The sequence below is a fragment of the Nocardia sp. NBC_01377 genome (genome assembly GCF_045040005.1).
GTDB lineage: Bacteria > Actinomycetota > Actinomycetes > Mycobacteriales > Mycobacteriaceae > Nocardia > Nocardia noduli.
Map to the genome: position 1 here is coordinate 3,500,311 of NZ_CP109566.1, position 25,193 is coordinate 3,525,503.

Consider the following 25,193-nt stretch of genomic DNA (forward strand, 5'->3'; position numbering starts at 1 on the left):
GCCGTCAGTTCCTGTCTACCAAGTCGAACAGTTCGTCGTCGGAGGCGGAATCCAGATCCACCGACTCGATATCGGGTTCGGCCGCGAGGCGATCGGCCAGTGCGCGCAACCGGTCGGCGATGGCATCGCTGCCGACGTCGGCCATGGTCAGCGATGTTTCGAGAAGTCGGAGCACGTCGTCGAGCGATGTCGGTCCGCTCGGGGTGTCGGCGGGCAGCGCGGACACCACGTAATCGGTCACGGCCTCGGGTGAGGGGTGGTCGAAGATCAACGTCGCCGGGAGCGACAACCCGGTCGCCGCGCGCAGTCGGTTGCGCAGGTCGACGGCGGTCAGCGAGTCGAGACCGAGTTCGCGGAAAGCCCTGGTCGTGCTCACCTCGGCACCGCTGGCGTGTTTGAGCACCGCCGCGGTCTCACCGCGGACCAGCTCGAGCACCGCCGTGCGCCGCGCGGGGCCGTCCAGGCCGGTGAAGCGCAGGATCGTCGGCGGCACCGACGCTTGCTCCGCTACGGATGTCGAACCCGTCCGGCGATCGTCTCGGCGCGAGGCCGATCGGTCCGCGTCGATCCAGTAGCGGGTGCGCTGGAACGCGTAGGTGGGCAGGTCGATCCGCTGTCCGCGCTCGGCCAGCGAGACGGTCCAGTCCACCGGTAGACCCCTGGCGTACGCCGACGCCAGCGAGATCGCGAACCTGCGCGGCCCGCCCTCGTCCCGACGCAGCGTGCCGACGACGGCCGTCGCGGGCGCGTCCACGGCTTCCAGAGTTTCCTCGATCGCCCCGGAGAGCACCGGATGCGGGCCGATCTCGAGGAAGGACCGGTATCCGTGCCCGACGAGTTCCCGGGTTGCGGCCTCGAATCGCACGGTGTTCCTGAGGTTGTCGAACCAGTACTCGCCGGTCAGCGCGGTGCCCTCGATCCACCCCGAGGTCACCGTGGACAGGATCGGAATCTCGCCGACTCCCGGCGCGATCGGCGCGAGAAGGTCGATGAGTTCACCGCGCAACGCGTCCACGGCGGCCGAATGTGACGCGTAGTCGACGGCGACCCTGCGATGACGGATCCCGTCCTCGTCCAGTCGCGCCAGTGTCTCCTCGATCGCGGCGACTTCGCCGGATAGCACCACCGAGGTCGGGGAATTCACCACGCCCACCGAGATCCGGCCGTCGCGCACCAGTTCGGCGGCGGCCTCTTCCGACAGCGATACCGCCGCCATCGCGCCGGGCGCCGAACCCGCCGCGATCGCCCTGCTGCGCAGTGCCACCACCCGGGCGCCGTCCTCGACCGACAGCGCGCCCGCGACCACCGCGGCGGCGATCTCCCCCTGCGAATGGCCGACGACCGCGTCCGGCACGACCCCGTGCGCCCGCCACAGCGCCGCGAGGGCGACCATCACCGCCCACAGCGCGGGCTGCACCACGTCGACCCGGTCGATGTCGACCTCCGAATCCCCGAGCAGGACCGCCAGCGGCGGCCAATCCACATGCGGTTCCAGTGCTTTCGCGCATTCGGTGAGGCGGCGCGCGAATACGGGCGCGGTCCGGTACAGCTCGGCCGCCATGCCCGGCCACTGCCCGCCCTGGCCCGGAAAGACGAAGACCGTCTTGCCCGCGACCTCCGCGCTCGCACGCACGATGTGCTCGGGCAGCGGTTCACCGGCCGCGAGGGCGTTCAGGCCCGCGCGCAGTTCGGTGTCGTCGGCGCCCAGGATCACGGCCCGTTCGGTGAGGGCGGCACGGGATTCGACCAGCGTGCGCGCGATATCGGCGGCGTCCACCTCGGGGCGCGATTGCAGGTACGAGGCCAGTGCCACCGCCTGTCCACGCAATGCGGCGGGACTGTGCGCGGACAGGATCCACGGCAGTGGTTCCGCCGCGTCGTCGGGCGACGCGGGACGAGGTTCCGGTGTCGGCGGTTCCTCGATGATGACGTGGGCATTGGTGCCGCTCACACCGAACGACGAGATACCCGCTCGGCGTGGCCTATTCGCACGCGGCCAGGGGCGCGCCTCGGTGAGCAGCCGGACCGTGCCCGCCGACCAGTCCACGTGCGGGGTCGGCTCGTCCACGTGCAGTGTCTCGGGCAGTACCCGATTGCGCAGCGCGAGCAGCATTTTGATGATGCCCGCGCCACCCGCCGCGGCCTGGGTGTGGCCGACGTTGGATTTGAGCGAACCCAGCCACAGCGGTGTGTCCGAGGTGCGTTCCGCGCCGTAGGTGGCGATGACGGCCTGCGCCTCGATCGGATCGCCGAGTGTGGTGCCGGTGCCGTGCGCCTCGACCACGTCCACCTCCGACGCCGACAGTCCGGCATTGGCCAACGCCTGTCGGATGACGCGTTGCTGGGCAGGTCCGTTCGGCGCGGTCAACCCGCTCGACGCACCGTCCTGATTGATCGCCGACCCGCGCACCACCGCCAGCACCGGATGACCCGCCCGCCGCGCGTCCGAGAGTCGTTCCAGCACGAGCATGCTCACGCCTTCGCCCCATCCGGTGCCGTCGGCCGCCGCCGCGAACGCCTTGCACCGGCCGTCGGGCGCGAGGGCGCGCTGACGGGAGAATTCGACGAAGGTCGCCGGACTCGACATGACCGCGACCCCGCCCGCCAACGCCAGATCGCTCTCCCCCGAACGCAGTGATTGGGCGGCCAGGTGCAGGGCGACCAGCGAGGACGAGCACGCGGTGTCGACGCTGATGGCGGGGCCTTCGAATCCGAAGGTGTAGGAGATGCGACCGCTGGCGATACTGCCCGCGCTGCCGTTGACCAGGTATCCCTCCAGGTCGGCGGGGGCGTCCTGGATATGCGGCGCGTAGTCGTGGTACATCGTTCCGGCGAAGACGCCGGTCCGGCTGCCCCGCAACGAGGTCGGGTCGATCCCGGCCCGTTCCAGCGCCTCCCAGGAGGTTTCCAGCAGCAGCCGCTGTTGCGGATCGGTGGCGAGCGCCTCCCTCGGCGACATCCCGAACAGTCCGGCGTCGAAATCGGCCGCGTCGGTGAGGAATCCGCCGTGGCGGGTGTAGGACGTGCCCGGTGTCGTCGGATCCTCGTGGTAGAGCGTCGCCAGGTCCCAGCCCCGGTCGTCGGGGAATTCCGAGACCGCGTCGCCGCCGCGTTCCAGCAGTCGCCACAGCGATTCGGGACTTTCGATGCCACCGGGAAGGCGCAGCGCGACACCGACGATCACGATGGGATCGGTGTCGGCACCGGTGCCGTGGGCCACGGCCGTCCCGGTCGCGGTGGTGCCGAGCAGGCGTTCGCGCAGGTGTGCCGCGATGGCCTCGGGTGTCGGGTGATCGAAGGTGAGGGTGGCGGGCAGGCGCAGACCGGAGGCGGCGGCGAGACGGTTGCGCAGGTCGACGGCGGTCAGGGAGTCGAGGCCGAGTTCGGCCAGTCCGCGATCGCCGCGAATACCCACGGGGTCCGGATGATCCAGTGCGGCGGCGGCTTCGCGGCGGACCAGGTCGAGCAGCACGCTCGCCTGCTCCTCGGATGGCAGCGCGGCCAGCCGTCCCGCCAGTCCCGTATCGGCGGTGCGTGATTCGGTGTCGGCGCGGCGGCGGGGTGGACGGATCAACGCCCGCAACAGCGGCGGCGCGGTATCGGCGCCCTGCCATCGCGCGAGGTCCAGCGGGGCCGGGGCCAACAGCGCGCGATCGCGGTGGAAGACCGCCGCGTCGAACAGTGCCAGCGCGGTGTCGGTGTCGAGGGCGCGGACCCCCTGCCTGGCCAGCCTGTCCCGGTCGGCGTCGGTGAGATGGGCTGTCACACCGGTTGTCTCGTTCCACAGACCCCAGGCCAGCGCGGTGGCGGGCAGTCCGTCCGCGCGGCGCTGCGCGGCGAGGGCGTCCAAGCCCGTGTTGGCCGCCGCGTAGGCCGCCTGTCCCGCGGTGCCGAGCAGCCCGGCGACCGAGGAATACAGCACGAAGGCGGCCAGATTCTGGTCGCGGGTCAACTCGTGTAAGTGGCGTGCCCCGTGGAGTTTGGGAGCGAGCACCGCGTCGAGACGTCGCGGTGTCACCGATTCCAGGACACCGTCGTCGACGATGCCCGCGGTGTGGACCACCGCCGTCAACGGGTGTTCGGCGGGCACGGCGGCCACGACCCGTTCCACGGCGGCGCGGTCGGCGATATCGGCCGAGACGACCAGCACGTGGGCACCGAGCGCGCGCAGGTCGGCGACGAGTCGATCGGCGCCCGGCGCCGCCGAACCGCGCCTGCTGACCAGGAGCAGGTGCCCGAGACCGTGCCGTGTCACGAGATGACGGGCCAGCAGCGCGCCGAGGCCGCCGGTGCCGCCGGTCACCAGGACCGTGCCGTCCGGATCCCACCCCGGACGCGGCGCACTCTCGGTCGAGCGCGTCAGGCGCGGCACGTAGGTTCGGCCTTCTCGCAGGGCCAGCTGGGACTCCCCCGCCGCCAGCGCGTCGGCGGCGGCCCGATCGAAGGCCGCGGCCGACGCGTCGGTGCCGTCGGTGTCGATCACCACGACCGTGCCCGGACGTTCGGCGGCCGCGACCCGCGCCAGCCCCCAGACCGGCGCGGACTCGAGATCCGGCCGGTCACCGTCGAGCACGGCGACCGCGTCACGGGTGGGCAGGATCAGAGGTTCGACGCCGTCGTGCGCCTGTAGCGCGGCCAGCGCCGCGTGGGCGGAGGAACCCGACGCCGTGTCGGCGACCCCGGATATCGGTGTCGACGAACGGGTGTTCCCCGTCGGGCGCTCGATCCAGCTCACTTCGAACAGGCCGTCGTCGAGCGCGGGACGCGGGGCAGCCGCGGTTCGCAGGGTGAGCGAGTCCACCGACAGGACGGGCAGTCCCGCATTGTCGGTCGCGGTCAGATCGCGCAGGCCGTCGTCGGTGACGGTGAAACTCACTCGCAGCGCCGCCGCGCCGGCGGCACGGACGCGGACTCCGTTCCACACGAAGGGAATTCGCGGCGCGTCGGCGTCGGCGGTGAGCAGAGCGATCGGGTGCAGCGCCGCGTCGAAGAGGGCCGGGTGGACCGCGTAGGAACTCGGCGTATCCGACGGTAGCGCCACTTCGGCGTGGATCGTGTCGCCGTGCCGCCACGCGGATCCGAGTCCGCGGAACAGCGGTCCGTAGTCGAGTCCGGTCGCACGCAGCCGGTCGTAGGCGTCCGATGTGTCGAGGATCGTCGCGCCCACGGGCGGCCACGGACCCGTCGTCGGCGCCGGATTCCCGTCCCGTGCCAGGATCTTTCCCACCGCGTGGCGGGTCCAGCGGGCATCGGGGTCGTCCGAGGGGCGGGAATGGATCTCGACGGCGAATTCCGCGCCGACCCGGCGCGCGGCGACCTGCACGTCGAGGACCGCGTCGGAGCGCAGGATCAGCGGGGACTCGATGATCAGTTCGTCGACGGTGTCGACGGCGAGGAAATCGGCGAGGTGAACGACCGATTCCACCAGCACGGTACCCGGCACGTAGATGTTTCCCGCGACCACGTGGTCGGCCAGCCACGGCTGGATGGTCGTGGCGAGTCGTCCGGTCGTGACGGCACCGTCCCCGGTGGCCAGCAGCAGCGGCGAGCCGAGCAGCGGATGTCCGCCGCGTGCCGTCCCGTGCGTGGTCTCCACCGTCGCCCAGAATCGCTCGTTCTGAAAGGCGTAGGTGGGCAGTTCGACCCGCGGCGCGACCGGCACGACGGCGGTCCAGTCCACGCGGTGACCGTGGACGAACAGCGTCGCCGCCGCGGACAGCACCGTCGACACCTCGTCGCGGCCCTTACGCACCGACGCCGTCGCGACACCCCAGTCGGTACCGGTCTCGTCGAGTGTCGCCGACACCGACGGTGTCAGGACCGCGCCCGCCCCCAACTCCAGAAACGCGGTGACTCCCGCCTCGCGCATGGTGCGTACGGCGTCGGCGAAGCGCACCGTGCCGCGCAGATGCCGCACCCAGTACGTCGGGTCGGCGAGTTCGGCGCCGGTGAGGATCGCACCGGTCGAATCCGAGATGAGCGTCGCACCGGTCGGTTCGGAGAATGTGGTCGCGGCGACGACACTCTCGAATTCGGCGAGCACCGGATCCATCTGCGGCGAATGGAAGCCGTGCGACACCACCAGCCGCTTCACCCGTGTGCCCGCCGCCGCGAGTTCGGCCGCCAGGTCCAGAACCTCGACCTCGGAGCCCGAGATCACCACGGCCCGCGGCCCGTTCACCGCGGCGATCGACACCCGCTCCGACGTGTCACCCGCCGATCGCGAGATCGCCTCGCGGACTTCGGCTTCGGTCGCGCCGATCGCCACCATCGCGCCGCCGACCGGCAGCGCACCCATCAACCGACCGCGCGCGGCCACCAATCGGGCCGCGTCCTCGAGGCTGAGCGCACCGGCGACATGCGCCGCCACCACGCCGCCGATGGAATGGCCCGCCACGGCCGAGACCTCGACACCCCACGATTCGATCAACCGGAACAGCGCGACCTCGACCGCGAAGACCACCGACTGCGTGTAGACGGTCGAATCGATCAGTCCGTCGATGCCGGATTCACCGAAGGCGACCGCGCGGACCGAGAACTCCACCGCGTCACCCAGGTGCCGGTCCAGCGCCGTCACCGCCGCGCCGAACGCTTCACGGAATACGGGGAATCGGGCGTACAGGTCCGCTCCGACACCCGCCCGCTGACTGCCCTGACCACCGAAGACGACACCCACCGAACCGGACACAGCGGCATCGGGGGCGAGGATCACACCGGGGGCGACCACGCCGTCGGCCAGAGTGTCCAGCGCCGACCCCAGCGACGTCCGGTCCGCGGCGATCACCACCGCGCGTGACCCGAATACACCGCGCTCACGCACCAGGGACGAGGCGACCGAACGCGGATCGGGTTCGCCGAGGCCGGTCACGAACGCGCCGAGTCGCCGAGCCTGTGCCCGCAGTGCCGTCGCCGTCGCTGCCGACACCACGAACGGCAGGACCCCGGCCGCCCCCGGCGAAACCGTTTCCGGCGCGACGATATCGGGCGCCTGCTCGAGGATGACGTGCGCGTTGGTCCCCGACACACCGAACGCCGATACCGCCGCGCGCCGCGGTCTGCCCGTCTCCGGCCACACCTGCTTCTCGGACAGCAGGGCGACACGGCCCGACTCCCAGTTCACCAGCGGCGAGGGCGCGTCCACGTGCAAGGTCGGCGGCAGTTCCCGATGCCGGAGCGCGAGAACGGTTTTGATCACTCCCGCCACACCCGCGGCGGCCTGCGTATGCCCGATATTGGATTTGACCGAGCCCAGCCACAGCGGTTCGGACCGCTCCTGTCCGTAGGTCGCGAGCAGGGCCTGTGCCTCGATCGGGTCGCCGAGCGCGGTGCCGGTCCCGTGCGCCTCGACCGCGTCCACGTCCGACGCGCTCAGTCCCGCATCGGCGAGCGCTTCGCGGATGACCCGTTGCTGCGCCGGACCGTTCGGCGCGGTCAGGCCGTTCGACGCCCCGTCCTGGTTCACGGCCGTGCCGCGCACGACGGCGAGCACCGGATGCCCGAGCCGTCGCGCGTCGGACAGTCGCTCGACCAGCACGACGCCGACGCCCTCCGCCCATCCGGTGCCGTCGGCGCCCGCCGCGAACGCCTTGCACCGGCCGTCGGCCGCGAGCCCGCGCTGCCGCGAGAATTCGACGAAGATCGACGGCGAGGACATGATCGTGGCACCGCCCGCGACGGCGAAGTCGATATCGCCCGATCGCAGCGCCCGCACCGCGAGATGTAATGCCACCAGCGACGACGAGCACGCGGTGTCGACGGTGAGCGCGGGGCCTTCGAATCCGAACGTGTAGGCGATCCGTCCGGACAGCACGCTCGCGGCGGTACCGGTGACGAGATAGCCCTCAACGGCCGGGGGCACGTGACCCGGCCCGGTGACGTAGGTCTGCCCGTTCGTTCCGGTGTAGACGCCGGTACGGCTGCCGCGCAGGGTCTTCGGGTCGATACCCGCGTATTCGAAGGCCTCCCAGGTGGTCTGCAACAGCAGGCGCTGCTGCGGGTCGACGGCGAGCGCTTCGCGACGGGAGATGCCGAAGAAGTCGGGGTCGAAATCGGCCGCGCCGTCGATGAATCCACCCCGCCTGGTATAGGAGGTGCCGAGGTGTTCGGGGTCGGGATGGTAGAGCCCCGCGGTATCCCAGCCGCGATCCTCGGGGAATTCGCTGAGCGCGTCTGCACCGCGTGCGAGCAGGTCCCAGAACGCGGCGGGCGAGTCGGCGCCGGGGAATCGGCATCCGGTGGCGACGATGGCGATCGGCTCGTGTTCGGCCTCGGTGACCGAACGCAATTCTTCCCGAGTCTTGTACAACTCGGCGCTCACCCGCCGCAGCAGATGTCGGAGTTTCTCGTCGTTCGCAACGTCGTTCACAGCTGTGCCTTTCGAAATCCACGCGTGGAGCCGGGCGCCACTGCCCGAGGTGTGCCAGATCCGGTGTGCCAGATCAGGAGATGCCGAGTTCGGTGCCGATGAAATCGATCAGGTCGTCGTCCGTCGCTGTCGACAACTCGACGGCGCGACCGACCGCCGCCCCCGTCGGGGTGAGCGCCGACGAATCGACCACGCGGCGCAGGTGCTCCGCCGCGACGGCGCGTTCGTCGTCGGTGAGGTCAGCGCCCGACAGCAGAGCGGTGATCCGTTCCAGGTCGCCCAGCACCGATTCCAGCACCGTCGGCGTGTGCGGAATCAGCAGGCCGAGAAGCAGATCGGCGAGTTCGGGGACCGTCGGGTGGTCGAAGACGACGGTCGCGGGCAGGTCGAGCGCGGTGACCTCCCGCAGGCGGTTGCGCAGTTCCATCGCCGACAGCGAGGTGAAACCCTGATCGCGCAGGCTCCGTTCGTCGGCGACAGCCGCCGCCGAGCCGAATCCGAGCACGGCGGCCACTTCGGTGCGCACCATCACCTGAACGGCGCGTCCGCGCTCGGCCGGGTCGGTGTCGGTGATCCGCGCGGCGAATCCGTCCGTGTGCGTCGGCGGGTCGTCGGTGTCGCCGGTGACCGGCAGCAGGTCCTCGACCAGCCGCGCGTGGGCCGTGCGTGCCGTCGCGGTCCAGTCCACGTCGGCGACGACGACCCGGGTGTCGTCCGAGGTGACCGCGCGTTCGAGAGCGTCGATCGCCAGCTCCGGGTCCATGGGTCGCAGACCGGCTCTGCGCAAATGGGTTTGCGCCTCCGGATTCGCGATCCCCGCACCGTCCCAGTGGCCCCAGGCGATCGCGGTGGCGGGTAGTCCGAGCGAGCGGCGGTACTCGGCGAACGCGTCGGAGAAGGCGTTGCCGGGACCGTAGTTGGCCTGCCCCGCCGTGGTGACGGTCCCGGTGACCGAGGAGAACAGCACGAACGAGGACAGCGGCAGATGCGCGGTCAGCGCGTGCAGGTGTTCCGCGCCGCCCGCTTTCACCCGGTGGACCCGCTCGATCTGTTCGCGGTCGAGCCCGTCGATCAGCGCGTCGTCGAGTACGGCGGCGGTATGGACCACATCGGTCAGTGGCCGTTCCTCGGGAATGTCGGCCAGGACGGCGGACAGGGCGGATCGGTCGCCGATATCGCAGGCGGCCACCGTCGCGTGCGCGCCGAGTCGTTCGAGTTCGTCGACGAGGTCGCGAGCGCCGGGGGCGTCGAGTCCGCGTCGGCTCACCAACAGCAGATCGGTCGCGCCGCTGCTCGCGAGTCTGCGGGCCACCCGAGCCCCGAGCGCCCCGGTGCCGCCGGTGATCAGGACCGTCCCGGTCGGACGCCACACTCGCGCGGTCGGGCGGTGCGGGGCTGCCCGAACCAGCCGCCTGGTCCACGTACCGCCCTCGCGCACAGCGAGTTCCCGTTCGCCGACGGTATTCGACAGTGCCTCGACCGCGCGGGCCGCGAGTGCGTCGTCCGGCGCGGCAGGCAGGTCGACCAGTCCACCGCCGCGCACGGCTCCCTCGGCGACCGCGGCGGCGGTGAAGGCCCAGTGCCATGCCCCCCACGGTTCGCGAACGGATTCGTCCGCGACGACGGCGACAGTGCCCGAGGTGACCACGCGGAAGTCGGCGGTCAGGCCGAGATCGGCTACGGCTCGCACCAGCGCCACACCGGTCGCCCGCGCGTCCGAATCCGGTGCGAGCGGCAGCAGTGACACGATCCTGGTCGGCTCTTCGTGGGCGGCGATGGCCGTCGCGATATCGGCCCGATCCGCCTCGGGATCGACGAATACGGTCGACGCGGTAGCGCCGAATCGCTCCAGTGTCTCGGTGATGGCCGCGGCCCACGTGTTCGCGCTGCCGGTACCGGGGGCGACGAGGAGCCAGCGATCTCCTCGCGAGGGTCGCGGACCGGCCACCGAGATCGCACGCCACCGCACCAGGTAGGTCCACGAATCCAGGGTCTCGCCGTCGCGGCGTCGGCTTCGCCAAGCGTCGAGCGCGGGCAATACCGCGCTCAACGGCGCGTTCGCCGCGTCGACGCCGAGTTCGGTGGCCAGTGCGGTGGCATCGTGCGCACGGACGCGCTCCCAGAACCAGCCGTCGCCTGGGTGATTCTCGACAGGCGTGGTGGTCGGCGGGGCGTCCAACCAGTATCGCTGTCGCTGGAACGCGTAGGTGGGCAAAGTGATTGGACGCGCGGGGGCCACGATCGCGGTCCAGTCGACATCGTGGCCGCGGGTGAAGACCGTGGCGGCCGCACGGAGCAGGCCGACTGTCTCGGCACGATCGCCGCGCAATGCCGCGACCGCGACACCGCCGCGATCGTGTTCCTCCAACGTGCTCGACACCGTCGGCGTCAGAACCGCCTGCGCGCCGAGTTCGAGGAATAATTCCGCGCCGGCGTCCCGCGCGGTGCGCACCGCGTCGGCGAATCGGACCGTGCCGCGCAGATGACGCACCCAGTAGCGCGGATCGGCGAGTTCGTCGTCGGTGAGTAACTCCCCGGTCGAATCGGAGACCAGCACCAGATCCGTCGGGCGGAAAGACAATCCGGCGACGACCGCTTCGAAATCCGCGAGCACCGGTTCCATCAGCGAGGAGTGGAACGCGTGCGACACGGGGAGTCGTTTCGTCCTGCGCCCGGCGGCGGACAACTCGGCGGCGACCGCTTCCACGGCCGCCTCGGCCCCCGAGATCACCACCGACCGTGGACCGTTCACCGCGGCGATCGAGATCCCGCCGCCGCGACGGTCGACCACCGAGCGCGCGATGGCCTCGAGTACTTCGCCTTCGGTGGCCTCCACCGCGACCATCGCGCCGCCCGAGGGGAGCGATCCCATCAACCGCCCCCTGGCCGCGACCAGTCGCGCCGCGTCCTCGAACGACAGCGCGCCCGCGACATGCGCGGCCACCACACCGCCGATGGAATGGCCAGCCACGACGGCGACGTCGATACCCCACGATTCGATCAACCGGAACAGCGCGGTCTCCACCGCGAAGATCACGGGCTGGGTGAACACCGTGGCATCGATCAGCCCCTCGGTTCCGGCAGCGCCGAACGCGATATCGCGGATCGAGTACCGCCCCACACCGTCGAGATGACCGTCCAACAGTTCCACGGCGCGGTCGAAGGCCGCGCGGAACACCGGGAAGCGCTCGTACAGTTCGCGACCGGCACCGGCGCGCTGGCTGCCCTGTCCACCGAAGACGACGGCCACCTTCCCGCCTGCGGTGGTCGCGGGGCCGACTGTCACCTCGGGCACCGAACGCCCGTCGGCCAGCGCGGTCAGACCCGCCACGAGATCGCCGACACCGTCGGCCGTCACCACGGCCCGCGTCCCGAACACCGTTCGGTCCCGGACCAGGGCGGACGCGAACTCCGCGATATTCGACCCGAGATCGCTGTCCGCCAGCCGCTTGGCCTGTGCGCGCAGCGCCTCCGCCGAGCCACCCGAGATCACGAAAGGCAGGTGGCCGCCGTGGAATTCGTCTGGGGGTTCGACGGGCGGGTTCGCCGCGATCGGCGCTTCTTCGATGATCACGTGGGCGTTGGTGCCGCTGATCCCGAACGAGGAGATGCCCGCTCGGCGTGGGCGCGAGCCCGGCAGCCACGGTCGGGGCTCGGTCACCAGCCGGACCGCGCCGGCCGACCAGTCCACGTGTGGCGACGGCGCGTCCACGTGCAGCGTCGCCGGAATCGTCCGGTGACGCAGTGCCAGTACCGCTTTGGTGAGTCCCGCAGTGCCCGCGGCGGCCTGGGTGTGTCCGATGTTGGACTTCAGCGAACCGAGCCACAGCGGTTCGGACCGATCACGGCCGTAGGTCGCCAGCAGTGCCTGCGCCTCGATCGGGTCACCCAGCGCGGTTCCCGTCCCGTGCGCCTCCACCACGTCGACATCCGAGGCGCGCAGCCCGGCATCGGCGAGCGCCTCCTGGATCACGCGCTGTTGCGCGGGACCGTTGGGCGCGGTGAGACCGTTGGACGCCCCGTCCTGGTTCACCGCCGAACCGCGCACCACGGCCAGAATGTCGTGACCGAGCCGCCGCGCGTCCGACAGCCGCTCCACCAGCACCAGACTCACCGCCTCCGCCCAACCGGTCCCGTCCGCCCCCGCCGCGAACGCCTTGCAGCGACCGTCCGGAGCCAGCCCGCGCTGGCGCGAGAATTCGGTGAACATGCCGGGGTTCGACATCACCGTGACCCCGCCCGCGATCGCGAGATCCACCTCGCCCGCACGCAGCGCCCGCACCGCCAGATGCAGCGCCACCAGCGACGACGAGCACGCCGTGTCCACGGTGATCGCCTGTCCCGCCAGGCCGAACGTATACGCGACGCGCCCGGACAGCACACTCGGCGACAAGCCGGTCAGTCCGTATCCCTCGGCCACGTCGGGCATCTGATGCAACCGGGGCCCGTACTCCTGCGGTGTAGCGCCCAGGTACACGGCCGTGCGACTGCCCGCCAGCGCCCCCGGCACGATGCGCGCCCGTTCGAACAGCTCCCACGCCGCTTCCAGCACGAGCCGCTGCTGCGGATCCATCGCGGCTGCTTCCCTCGGCGAGATACCGAAGAAGGCCGCGTCGAAATATGCTGCTTCCCTGACGAATCCACCGTGCCGCACGTAGCTCGACCCGGATTCGGTCCCGCTCGGGTCGAACAGTGCCGCGAGATCCCAGCCGCGGTCGTCCGGGAAGTCGCCCACGGCCTCGCCCCCTCCCGCGATGAGATCCCAGAGTTCTTCCGGTGTGTCCGCACCGGGGAACCGTCCACTCAACGCGACGATCGCGATCGGATCGTCGGTGGAGTTGTGCGGTCTGGCACGCTCGTCGTGGACCGTGTCCGAATCGTCGGGAACCGTTCCGGATAGTCGGGCGTTCAAATGCGCCGTGAGGGCGGCCGGTGTCGGGAAGTCGTAGACCGCTGTCGCGGCGATTCGGATCCCGAGTTCTCCGCTCAGTCCCCGGGCGAGTTCGGAGGCGCCGAGCGAATCCAGGCCGAGTTCCTTGAAAGTCCGGTCCGACGAAAGCGCCGAGGGGTCGGCGTATCCGAGGACCGCGGCGGTCGTGCCGATCACCGCTTCCGCCAGCGCGGGGGTCGGGGTGATGGACCCCGTGGGCTCGACGGAGGCGTTCGCCCGTGCCTCGTCCGTTGCCGGTGTCGCAGTTGCCACACCGGGGCGGATCGCAGCGGTGGCAAGTTCCGTCACGCGGGGCAGAGTCCCGGCGGCCTCGACGGCGGAGTCCACGGGCACCGGCAGGTCCAAGACCGCATCCACAGACGGTTCCGTCACGCCGGGCCGAACCGGGACAGCCGCGACATCGGAGTTCGCGCGAACCGCCGGACCGGCAACCCCGTCGACCGCATCTGCCAGGTCTGGTATCGCCGCCGCGGCAGGTCGAGCCTGCGCAGGGGTGTCGATCCAGAATCGCTGCCTTTGAAACGCGTAGGTGGGCAATTGGATTCGTCGTGCTCGCGGGACGATCTCCGCCCAGTCGACATGGTGACCGTTGGTGAACACGGTCGCGGCGGCTGTCGATATCGTGGCGATCTCGTCTCGGCCTCTGCGCAGTGCCGGGATCACCGCGACGGCACCACTCGACCGCTCGAGTTCGGCCGACACCGACGGGGCCAGCACAGCGTCGGCACTCGCCTCCACGAACACCCCGACGCCCAGTGCCCGCATGGTGGCGACGGCGTCGGCGAAGCGGACCGTGCCGCGCAGGTGCCGTGTCCAGTAGGTCGGGTCTGCCAATTCGGCGCGGGTGACCACCTTGCCGGTGACGTCCGAGATCACGACGGGGCCGTGCGGTTCGGCGAACGTCGATCCGGCGACCACCGTTTCGAATTCGGCCAGCACCGGTTCCATCGATGCCGAATGGAACGCGTGCGAGACTGCGAGCCGTTTGGTCCGCCGCCCGGCCGCCGACAGCGCCTCGGCCACCCCGGTGACCGCATCCTCCGAACCGGAGATCACCACCGCGCGCGGGGCGTTCACGGCGGCGATGGACACGTCCCGGTGCGCGCCGCCCGAGACGCTCGAAATCGTCTCCAGCACTTCTACTTCGGTGGCCTCGACGGCGATCATGGCTCCGCCGGACGGCAGTGAGCCCATGAGTCTGCCCCTGGCCGCCACCAATCGCGCGGCGTCATCCAGCGACAGCACACCCGCCACATGCGCCGCCACCACGCCACCGATCGAATGCCCGGCGATCGCCGTGATCTCGATCGACCACGACCGCAACAGGCCGTACAGCGCCGTCTCCAGTGCGAAGACGACCGCCTGCGTATAGACCGTGGCATCGATCAGTCCCGCCGTGCCGTCGGCACCGAACGCCACCTCGCGCACCGTATGTTCGACCGCACCCGCCAGATGCCGGTCCAACGCCGAAGCCGCCGCGTCGAACGTCGCCCGGAAGGCCGGAAACCGTTCATAGAGAACCGCTCCGGCTCCTGCCCGCTGACTTCCCTGTCCGCCGAAGACGACGCCGACGCCTCCCACGGCCCCGGCCGAGACAACGATTCCGGGAACCGTCCGACCCTGTGCCGGCCCGATCGCCCCCGCGATCAGGGCGGCTCGGTCGGCGGCGAGCACGACACCGCGCGTCCCGAAGACGACACGGTCACGGACCAAGCCGGAGGCGATCGAGGTGAGGTCCGCGTCATCGCGTGCGGCGAATTCGGCCAGCCGCGCCGCCTGACCCGTCAACGCGGCGGCCGACACCCCCGAGATCACGAACGGTGTCACGTCCCCGGGCCGCGAGTCGACCCTCGACGTGTCGGCGACCACCACCGCCGCATCCAGTTCTGCACTCGCCGAGGCTTTCTCGATGACCACGTGGGCGTTCGTGCCGCCCATTCCGAACGAGCTGACGCCCGCGATCACCCGTCGATCGGCATGCGGCCAGGGCTCGGCGGCGGTGACCACACGCAGGTTCGACCCCGCGAGATCGATGTCGGGATGGGGACGATCGTGGTTGAGCGTCGCCGGAATCTCCGGACCGCGCACGCTCACAATGGCTTTCAGCAGCCCGACCAGACCCGCCGCCCCTTCGAGGTGCCCGACGTTCGGTTTGACCGAACCGACGAGCAGCGGGTCGTCCGAGGATCGCGCACGACCGATGGCGATGGCCAGGGCCTCGGCTTCGATCGGGTCGCCGACTTTGGTACCGGTCCCGTGCAACTCGACGTACCGCACATCCTCGGCGCGCAGATTCGCCCGCCGCAGTGCCCGCTCGATGGCCGCCGCCTGCGCGGCCGCCGTCGGCACGGTCAGCCCGGGACTCGCGCCGTCGTTGTTGAGCGCGGTGCCACGGATCACCGCGTGGACGCGGTCGCCGTCGGCCCGCGCCTGGTCCAGCGATTTCAGCAGCAGTACCACCGCCCCCTCGCCGCGCACATAGCCGTCGGCGGCGGCGTCGAACACAGAGGCGCGACCGGAGGCGGATACGCCGCCGAACCGCTGCGCCGTCACCGCGCTGCCACGGCCGAGATTCAGGTTCGCGGCGGCGACGAAGGCCGTCGTCGACTCGCCGCCGCCGAGGCCGACGCATGCCAGATGTACCGCGGCGAGACCGGAGGATTGCGCGGAGTCGACGGTCAGGCTCGCGCCGCGAAGACCGAAGGTGTAGGAGATGCGGTTGGCGAGGACTCCTCGACTCAACCCGGTAAGGGTGTGGCGGGTGAGCGCGGCGTCACCGGCCTCCTGCACCAGCGCGGCGTAGTCGCTCGCGATCGCGCCCACGTACACGCCGGTGTCGGAACCGCGCAGCGCGGTCATCGGGATATTCGCGTCTTCGGCTGCCTCCCAAGCCAATTCCAGCAGAAGGCGTTGCTGAGGGTCGATCGCGACGGCCTCGCGCGGGGCGATGCCGAAGAACTCGGCGTCGAACTCGTCGACCTTGTCCAGGAAGCCGCCGACGAGTCCTTCGATACGAGGATCCGCCGTGAGGCGACCGGCCGACGGCGTTCCGATCGCACTCTCGCCGCGGCGCAGGAGCCGCTCGAACTCGGCGGGACCGTTCGCGCCCGGCAGCCTGCACGCGAGTCCGATCACGGCGACCGGAACAAAGTCCGACCCATTCCCTGGTGTTTCAGCCACAGACATTCATCTTCCTTTGATCGGGGGAATAGCGCGCATTCCGGAAACATCGATCGCCCACACGTTCCGGTGACTTCCGAAGTGCTGACAACTCGACAAGCTCCGACTTCGCATCACCCGGTCACAAGCGTAATCGCCTGCGGCACAGTGACTGTCGTGAGAAGGATCGGAAAGTTCGATACGCGTCCATCCGGAATTCCGATCGAATTCGACGGCTATCGCGCGACACGATCCATTTCTCACCCCGCGACCCGAATAATACAGGCAGGTAGTCGATCGGATTCATATCCATAAGCATTTGGTTCACAATGCGTGAAAGGCCGAGCCGACCGACGCGAGAACCCCGCACCCGGACGCGGCGCCGGATCCAGCGGTCGCACTGTCACGTCGAGATCTCGACATTCGTAAGGCACTGCACCGGAACCATATTCGGGATCCCGGCGCGGGAGCCGCGCGGGAAATCGGTTCGCCGCGCTCCCCGACTTCGACCGACCGCGCGTCCGGCTCGAATGCCTTGTCGAATCGAATGTTTCGATCTCACAGATTCAAAGTGTCCGTACCGCAGGCCCGGTGTAGGACTGTGATGGCAACCGGATGTCTACGCGGAGGCAGATGAGCGGCATGGCAGATCCCTTGGACCTTGTGCACCTACGGACTCTGGTGGCGATCGCCGACACCGGCGGATTCCGGCGTGCGGCCGACGCGCTGCACCTGAGCCAGCCGACGGTCAGCCAGCATGTTCGACTGCTGGAGCGCCGGTTGAAGCGGATTCTCGTCGAAAAAGACGGTCGTGGTTCGCGTTTCACGTCCGATGGGGAGCGGTTCGTGCTCGAGGCGCGCACCCTGCTCGGGGCGCACGACCGGTTGTTGGAGCGGTTCGTCGCCGCCAATCCCGGCCGGATCTCCATCGGGTCGACCGAACACGCCGCCGACCGACTGCTGCCGGAACTGCTCGGTGTCCTGCGCGGCGCGTACCCGGACGTGTACCTGCATTTTCGGATCGACAGGTCGACCAGCCTCGCCGAATCGGTGATCAAGGGCGCCCTCGATCTCGCGGTGGTACTCGGCGGCAGCGCCGAACCGCTCGGCGCCGAGGTCGGCGAACTGCAACTGAGATGGGTCGCCTCGCCGGACTGGCGACTGTCGCCGGGGCCGATCTCGCTGGTCGCGTTCGAGGAGCCGTGCAGTCTGCGCAAACGGGCGCTGCACCGACTGGCCGAACTGGGTTACGACGTCACCGTGGCGGCCGAGTCCGGCACGCTCGACGGTGTCATGGCCGCCGCTCAGGCCGGATTGGGCATCGCGTTGCTGCCGTTCCACGCCGCGATTCCGCAGACCCTCACCGAGGTGAGCGACCTGCCCGCGATGGGCTGCATCGATGTCCGCCTCGTGGCCAGGCGCGGACTCGGCCCCGATATCGAACTCACCGCGGTCGAGGCGATCACCACCCATTACCGATCGGTGACCGAACGGCAACTCAAGGGAGTCGCGTGACCAACCGCCCGAGACGGAGAATCGACCAATGACCGCGAACGAACCCGGCCCCGACACGAGCGACGAGCAGCGTTGGCGGGACAGCGGCGTGCGGGTGATCAAGGCCGATAGCCTCGATCCGAATACCGCGCAGACACCCGGCATGAACCGCGCGGCGGCCATCAATGCCGCGCGGGTGGGTGCCCAGAAGATCTGGGCCGGGACGGTGACAATCCATCCCGACGCCAAGACCGGCGCACACCATCACGGGGCGCTGGAAAGCGTCATCTATGTGGTGCGCGGGCGCGCGCGTATGCGCTGGGGCGAGCGGCTCGAATTCGTCGCCGAGGCCGATCCGGGCGATTTCATCTTCGTCCCGCCCTACGTTCCCCACCAGGAGATCAACGCCAGTACCGACGAACCGTTGGAATGCGTGCTGGTGCGCAGTGACAGCGAGGCGGTCGTGGTCGATCTCGATATCGTTCCGGTGGAGAAGCCCGACGCCGTCTACTGGGTCGATCCCATCCATCGGCATCCCGAACCCGCCGAGTAGCCGCGCCGAACCCTTCCGCCAGGACGGCGTACACGGTCGATCGCCGCGGACCGGACGCGCGCGCGTCCGGTCGGTCGGTCGGTTTGCCCGAGCACCGGATGGGTAGCCGGTCGGTAACCGACTGCCGAGGCGAAGGGGTGCGCGATGGAACACCACGAATGGCCGATAGCGAAATCGTCGGTGGATGTTCGTCCCGACGGTGTCAGCGACGAGACCGTGCTGGCGCTGGGCAAGCTGTCCGAAGCCCTCGAAACCGTCGAGCGAGCCCGTGGCCATCTGTACTCGATGCATCAATTGATCGGTGGCGCGGACTTCATGCTCTCCGATGCCGCGGATTCGCTGGAAGCGGCCGGGCAGGACGGATGGGCGCGGCGCATTCGCGAAGAACTGATCGGCCTCAACGTGCTCGAGGGACGGTGGACCTTCCAGGTCGTCGAGGAGTTCGATGACGGCTACTGGTCGGCGTTCCGCGCAGTCGAACGCGCCGCCCGCGAGGAACTCGCCGACGGGGTTCGGCATATCTACGAAGCCGAACTCAAGGAGGATCGCCGCACTCGCGGCCGTCTCGGGCACGAGGCGGGACCCACAGCGCACAACGGGTCATCGCGGTGACATCGCGGACGCGTGGGAGGGATCGATGACTCCCGCCGGATCCGCGTCCCGGTCACCCTCGCTCCGCAGTGCGCGATACCCGAAACTCGGGCCAGATCCAGGATTCGCGAGTGGTTGACAGGTAGTCGTGGGCAGTCGCGTCAGACATACCGTTACGCGGATACGTGCCGCCCCTCGCCCCCGTTTCCCGAGAGCGATCACCGATTTCGCTGATCGGTTCCTGCGCCGGATCGAGGTGCGCCGGGGGGCAAACCGCGGCGTTATACGTCAGCAAAACTCGATTCCCCTCCACTACGCTCGACACGGAACCACAGCCGAGCACCGAGTACTCGAACCAGAATCGCCGTAGCAGCAGAGAGATTCAGGTCATCGAGGCCCGTTAGGGAGAGATTTGAAGCTCAAACGTACAGTCATCGCGTTCGTAGCGTTGACAATGCTCGCCGCCGGGTGCGCGGGCGCAGCGGACCCGCGACGGAAGCCGAGTCGGACGCAACCGAATCAGGAAGTTTCGGGGATCTGTCGAGCATCTGCCACAGCGGATCGACAACCAGTGCCGCAACCCGAGGCGTAACCGCTACGGAGATCAAAGTCGGTGTCTTCAGCGACATCGGATTCACCAAACAATCCGAGTTCGTCGACGCGGCGAAAGTGTTCACCGCGTGGTGCAATGCGGCCGGTGGCATCAATGGACGGAAGATCGTATCCGAAGTCCGCGACACCAACCTGATGGAGGTGCGTCAGCGCATGCTCGATGCCTGCCGAGAGGACTTCGTCCTCGTCGGCGGTGGCGCCGCCCTGGACGGACTCGGCGTCAAAGACCGTCTCTCGTGCCTGTTGCCCGAGTTCCCGGCGCAGGTCTCACAGCTGCAGAATCTGCAATCCGATCTTCACATCACCGCATTGGCAGGCACATACGCGCACTACGAACCCTACTTCGGTTTCCGGACTTGGCTGATGCACGAGGCGTATCCGAACTCGGCGGAGGCGATCGGCGTCATCACCGGCGATTCCCCGGTCACCAAAGTACTCGCCGACAAGGCAATCGAGTCGATCGAGGCAGCCGCGGGGACCGTGACCTACAGCGATCTCTACCCGGACTCCGGCGTCTCGGACTGGACCCCCTATGCCCAGTCGATCAAGAACAAGGGTGTCAGAGGTTTGGCGTTCTACGGCGACTTTCGCCAGCCGGCGAAGTTGGAGGACTTCTTGACCAGCATGGACTACAAACTCGATTGGATCGACCCGACCAACAACTCCTACAACTCCCAGTTTCTCCAAGCCGCGGCACAATCGATAAAATCGCAGAACAACATTATCGACCTGACCGGTGCCGTCCCGATCGAGGCCGTCGAAACCTCCCCCGCGATGAAGCAGATGCACGATGTCAACTCACCCGCCGGTGTGTGGTCGAGGCAGCCGGTAGGGAGACCGATTGGAGCGGCGGCGGATTGCATACCCCCGCGATCTGTCCAACAAAGACGCAGCACCACAGTGCTTCAACGTCGTCCAAGCAACAACAACCGGGTGGAAGCAAGCCGATTTCAAACCCGATCAGGGCCTGTTCCGCCTGCAACGTCGCCCTCTACCGGTACACCGGCAATTAAGGCTCACCAACCACACTGGCCGACGTCGGCACGAGCGCCGGCGATCTCAAGTAATCGCCCAGCCGACATCTTTCGGATGATCTGCTTCCTCGGTCGACCGAGCTCCGACTCGAGTTCCGTCGACTCGCTACGGCGGCCGGAGCCCGTCGGCACCCCATTCACGAACCGAAGGTATGAACTCTGCCAGTCGTCGACGTTCGGACATGCGCGAACGTAGGCGATCGCGACCCGCCAGTCCTCGAGGACCGGCGGGCTGGTGTGAACAGGTCGGATTCGACGACGCTGTCCCCGAATCCACGGTCCAACCTGCCCTTATCCGGGCGCGGCGCCTGGTTGTGCTCGCCGGAATCCACACCCGCCTGTGGAGCGTCGTCGTCCTCACGATCGCAGCCGGGCTCGGCGTAGGTCGATCACCCGGCCGCGGCGGCCGAAAAGGCTTTGGCGCGCGGGACTTCCATTGGCTACAGTGCGGTCATCGACGTGTAGCTCAGCAGTAGAGCACCGGGCTTCCAACCCGGAGGGCGCGGGGGCGGCACCCGCCACGTCGGCTTATGAACGACGACGCTGGTCAGCAGCTTCCGACAACGGTAGGTTCCGAATACGCCCGTGGCCTGCTGGCAACCGCTTTCGTCACCGCGGTCACGCACAGGGACGCGGCGACGCGCAATCGCGCGGAATCGCGAATTCGCAAGTGGTGGCAGGTGCTGGATGGCCTCACCGACGGCACGCTGCGGATCGGGTCGCGGACACCCACCGATTTCCCGGCATGGGTGACACTCGATGTCGTGCGCGGCGGATTCGCCACCGGCCGGGCGAGCGCGGGCGGCGCGCTCGAACCCTACGAGATCGCGGCCGCGCGCCGAGCCGCCGTACCCGAGCGCCGTGCGGCACTGTTCGCCCACAGCCTCACCGCCGCCGGTATGGCCGAACTCGACGCACTGCTCGACAGCGGCCGATACGAGGTGACGATCCCCGAAGAGTCCGCGCTCCTGACGGTCGCGTGGCTGGTGCGCGTCGGCGATGTGCGGGGTGCCGCCGAGCTCGTCGACACTCTCGAACCCTTCGCCGACCAACTGCGCTTCACGCCGCGCCCGACCGAGCGACCCGTGCCTGATACCGATACCACGCACCGGCACACCGTCTCCGACGTGACCCGCACTCTGGCCGCGCGCACCCCGAACAGGGCCGTCGAAACCCAGCGCGAGGCGCTCACGGTCTGGCAGCCGTTCGCCGACGAACTGCTCGCGCACTGGTTGCGCGTCCGCGTCCTCGAACAGGCTCCCGACGGCCCGTGGCTGGAGGACGCTGCCCGCTTGCTCACCCGCTACCGCGCTCTCGCGACCGCGCACAGGCTGTGCGGCAAACATCGCGACCCCAAGGAGAATCTCGCGATTCTGCACGACGCACTGGCCGACGTCGTCACCGGACGCACACTCGACCCGCGTCAGCTCGGTCTGCTCCGCCACGCCGTCGCGTCCATGGTCCGCCGCCGTGGTCTGCCCGGTTCCGCCGCGCACACCGCACTGCGCCGCGCCCAGTCGGAACAGACGGCGCAGCCGTCGTATCACGCGCTGGCCGCACTGCTGCTGCGGCGGCTGTCGGAGCTGCCACAGCAGGTGGGCGTGCGGGATATCGCGCCGCTGCTCGCCCCCGTCGACGAATCCGAGTCGTCCGTCTCGGGAATCCCTGCGGGAGTGCGGTTTCCGACAACACTGCGCCGAATCGTCGAGTCCGCGCTGAGCGCACCGCTCGGCACGCTGATCGAGCGCGGCGTCATCCCGTCCGCCGAGGTACTCGCCGAACTGGTGCCGCAATTGGTCGCCGTGACAACCGCGGCGGCCTATCCGGATGCCGCCGCGCGCACCCTCGTCGCCGCGACCTACCGCGCGTTCCGCAACCGGCGTTCACTGTTGCTGCTGAACCTACAACATCAGGTTCGCGTCGAGGAACTGCCGTGGATGCGGGCACTCGCCGCGCACCGAACCGACGCCGCGCCCGTTCGGTCCGCGCTGCGCGAACTCGGAGAACTCGCGGTCCAGGGATTTCCCGGCACCATCCTGCCCAATCCGCTGGTCCGTGAATTCGATGTGCTCGCCCGCCACACCGGACTGCGCGCGCCGCTGGTCGAGGAACTGGCCGCCGATATCTTCATGGGCACCTTCACGCCGAAGTTCCTCGACGCGGCGGTGATCGCGCACGAACTGCTCGGCGACACCCTGTACGAGCGTTACTACGGCATCGACTACGCCGCGGTCGGGGCCCTCGCGACGCGCGCGAACGGCGCGGCCGAATTCGCGCGACTGTGCGCCGAGCGCGCGGGCGGGACGGGGTCGTCGGTCGCGGCGAACGGCAAGGTCATCGAGCAAGCCCAGATCCTGACCACGCACAACCTGGCCACCCTCGTCCACGTGATCGGCGTCGCGCCGACCCCGGGGTGGGCGGAGTCGACGCGCCGCTGCTTCCGCACGGTCTGTGTGCTGACCGCCCGCGTCCACAACAATCCACGCCCGCTCGCCACCATCAAGGACGCGGCGTACGCGTGGCGTCAGATGCTTTTCCATCTGTCGCTGTGCGCACCGGAGGAACGCGACACGATCGTGGGCGGACTCGCCTCCTCGGCCCTCGAACATCCGGCGCATGTCGCGGCGCGTCTGGCCCCCGCCCTGAACGGGTTGCGCCTGGTGGCCGACGGCGGCGCCTTCGATCGGACCGGTTCGGCCGACCGGGGCCGATCGCGGCGGTTTCTCGGCTGGACCACCGAGCCGCACTGGTTGCGTCCGAATCCGTTCGCCCGGCGATAGTCCCGACGCGCAGACTCCCGCTCACCGACCGGTTTCACGAACGATCGGCGCCGAGGCTCGAGGATCGGCGTATACCGGCAGTATGGGCAAACACCCCCAACGAACGGTGTTCTACGGGACGCTGATGCTGCTGGCCACCATGATCAGCGGATTATTCGTTCGTGAGCTGCCGTGGCTCGCGCTGCGGGTGGCCGCCTATATCGGTCTGTTCGTGATCGCGGCGGTCGGATTCGTGATGACCTTCCGCGACTACTCCTGAGCGGCCGTCCCCGATACCGATGCCCGACCCTGGTCGCAAAGCCTGGGGAAACGATCTTGGGTCGGATAGGTTGATCAGGTGCGTCGGTGCACCTGGTCGGTCGAGCTGGTCGAGCTGGTCGCGGTTCTCCTTTCCGCCGTGATCGGTGGACTCGCGCTCGCCACACCCGTCTCGCTGGAGTGGGCGCGCGGCGGCACGGCGACGATGCAGATCGAACTGCTCGCGACCAATATGCCCAGGGCCGCGGCCATCGGATGTCTCGCCGCGGTCGTCATCACGGTCTTCACCAGCAGCGCCGAGTCCACGATCGTGCCCTGGGCAGCGGCGCTGTCCGGCACCGTGGTACTGCTGCTCAACCATCAGCTCGGACCACGCCTGTCCTCGGTCGCGCCGCTGAGCACGCTGACCTACGTCGATACCCTCGCCGCCGGGATACTGCTCGGGGGCCTGGCCGCGGCCGCGGCGGTGCGGACGTCGATGATGCTCGCGTTCCTCCTGGGAATTCTCATGAGCGTCATCATCGGCGAAGTCAGTATCTTGGCCGGGCTGGAAGTCGCGCCACACGGTCTGGCCGCGTGGTTCGTGGACTCGCCACCGCTGTGGTTGCTGTGGCCGGGGACAGCACTGCTCGGGTGGTGCGCGGCACGGGCTCGCCTCGGCAAACGCCTCACACTGGCCACCGGGGAACTCCCGCTCGGCCCGATCCTGGCCGCCGTGACCGCGGTGAGCGTGCCCGTCCTCGGTTCGGAGTGGATGGTCCGACACGGAACGACCGTCGGCGAAATCGTGCTGGTGACGGTGGCGTCGGTGGTCGCGGCATTGGCGGCAGGACTGCTACTACCGGGACGCGACGGCATGCTGTTGCAGACCAGTATCACGATCGGGGCGGTGGGCAGTGTGATCGTGCCGCTTCCGCTGCCCGCGTGGATGATCCCGCTGTCACTGCTCGGCAATATCGTCGGAATGTTCTTCGGGCGACGCTGGGCCATGCCGTTCGTCGCCATGCTCGCGCTGTTGGCGCTGGCCACCGCCGCCGCAGCGAGCGGGACACCGGGAAATATGTGGCCGGGCGCGGCGATCGGCGGCACCCTGGCACTCGGGCTCGCCACCGGATACAGCTTCGCCGCGACCCTGCCGAGTCACAGCCCGAGCGTCATGCTCGGGGTCGCTGTGCTCTTCGTCCCCGGCGTCGTGATCGCCCTGCGCGGGCGGATGTTCACCACGGATCCGGATTCGGCCCTGGACAATTCCACCCCGGGGCTGATCGCCCTCGCGATCGCGGCGGGATGCACGATCAACGTGATACTGCTGCGCAAGCGCTCGATCGCCAGGGTCGAACCGGTGCTGCCACCCGCCGCCGCCGAACCGGACGGCCACGAACCCGCGTAACCTCCA

The 25,193-nt window shown here is 69.2% G+C and carries 9 protein-coding genes and 1 tRNA gene; 8 read left to right on the forward strand and 2 right to left on the reverse strand.

The genetic code is table 11. The annotated features are described in order from the left end of the window. Positions 1 to 4: 4 nt before the first annotated feature. Both OG225_RS16185 and OG225_RS16190 read right to left on the reverse strand, forming a co-directional pair. The gene (locus OG225_RS16185; RefSeq protein WP_405182409.1) at positions 5 to 8,365 is read right to left on the reverse strand and encodes an SDR family NAD(P)-dependent oxidoreductase; all 8,361 of its coding nucleotides are present in this window, start codon (positions 8,363 to 8,365) and stop codon (positions 5 to 7) included. A 73-nt stretch (positions 8,366 to 8,438) separates the two neighbouring features. Continuing rightward, positions 8,439 to 16,502 carry a type I polyketide synthase gene (locus OG225_RS16190; protein ID WP_405182410.1) on the reverse strand — a complete coding sequence of 2,688 codons (8,064 nt, stop codon included), beginning with the start codon at positions 16,500 to 16,502 and terminating at the stop codon, positions 8,439 to 8,441. Between the two features lie 615 nt (positions 16,503 to 17,117). On the opposite strand from OG225_RS16190, the gene OG225_RS16195 reads away from it, so the two are divergent. The 8 genes from OG225_RS16195 to OG225_RS16230 all read left to right on the forward strand — a co-directional run bounded on the left by OG225_RS16195 (position 17,118) and on the right by OG225_RS16230 (position 25,187). Further along, on the forward strand, positions 17,118 to 17,990 hold the full coding sequence (locus tag OG225_RS16195; RefSeq protein WP_405182411.1) for a LysR family transcriptional regulator: 873 nt from the start codon (positions 17,118 to 17,120) through the stop codon (positions 17,988 to 17,990). A 28-nt stretch (positions 17,991 to 18,018) separates the two neighbouring features. Further along, positions 18,019 to 18,522, forward strand: coding sequence for a cupin domain-containing protein (locus OG225_RS16200; RefSeq protein ID WP_405182412.1), 504 nt, complete (start codon positions 18,019 to 18,021; stop codon positions 18,520 to 18,522). A gap of 144 nt (positions 18,523 to 18,666) precedes the next feature. After that, positions 18,667 to 19,134 (forward strand): hypothetical protein, encoded by a 468-nt coding sequence (locus OG225_RS16205; RefSeq protein WP_405182413.1) that lies wholly within the window; start codon positions 18,667 to 18,669, stop codon positions 19,132 to 19,134. A gap of 447 nt (positions 19,135 to 19,581) precedes the next feature. Then, complete coding sequence (locus OG225_RS16210) at positions 19,582 to 20,955, forward strand: ABC transporter substrate-binding protein (protein WP_405182414.1); 1,374 nt, start codon at positions 19,582 to 19,584, stop codon at positions 20,953 to 20,955. Positions 20,956 to 21,214: 259 nt separating this feature from the next. Then, a tRNA-Gly gene (locus OG225_RS16215) sits at positions 21,215 to 21,286 on the forward strand. Positions 21,287 to 21,289: 3 nt separating this feature from the next. After that, on the forward strand, positions 21,290 to 23,539 hold the full coding sequence (locus tag OG225_RS16220; RefSeq protein WP_405182415.1) for a hypothetical protein: 2,250 nt from the start codon (positions 21,290 to 21,292) through the stop codon (positions 23,537 to 23,539). Between the two features lie 82 nt (positions 23,540 to 23,621). Further along, a complete protein-coding gene (locus tag OG225_RS16225; RefSeq protein ID WP_405182416.1) occupies positions 23,622 to 23,798 on the forward strand; it encodes a hypothetical protein in 177 nt (58 codons plus the stop codon). 78 nt (positions 23,799 to 23,876) lie between these two features. Beyond that, the gene (locus tag OG225_RS16230) at positions 23,877 to 25,187 is read left to right on the forward strand and encodes a hypothetical protein (RefSeq protein ID WP_405182417.1); all 1,311 of its coding nucleotides are present in this window, start codon (positions 23,877 to 23,879) and stop codon (positions 25,185 to 25,187) included. Positions 25,188 to 25,193: the final 6 nt, after the last annotated feature.

Coding starts and splice junctions, on each gene's coding strand:
- OG225_RS16190 (WP_405182410.1), bottom strand. CDS start 16,502: ATGTCTGTGGCTGAAACACCAGGGAATGGGTCGGACTTTGTTCCGGTC.
- OG225_RS16195 (WP_405182411.1), top strand. CDS start 17,118: ATGGCAGATCCCTTGGACCTTGTGCACCTACGGACTCTGGTGGCGATC.
- OG225_RS16200 (WP_405182412.1), top strand. CDS start 18,019: ATGACCGCGAACGAACCCGGCCCCGACACGAGCGACGAGCAGCGTTGG.
- OG225_RS16205 (WP_405182413.1), top strand. CDS start 18,667: ATGGAACACCACGAATGGCCGATAGCGAAATCGTCGGTGGATGTTCGT.
- OG225_RS16220 (WP_405182415.1), top strand. CDS start 21,290: ATGAACGACGACGCTGGTCAGCAGCTTCCGACAACGGTAGGTTCCGAA.
- OG225_RS16225 (WP_405182416.1), top strand. CDS start 23,622: ATGGGCAAACACCCCCAACGAACGGTGTTCTACGGGACGCTGATGCTG.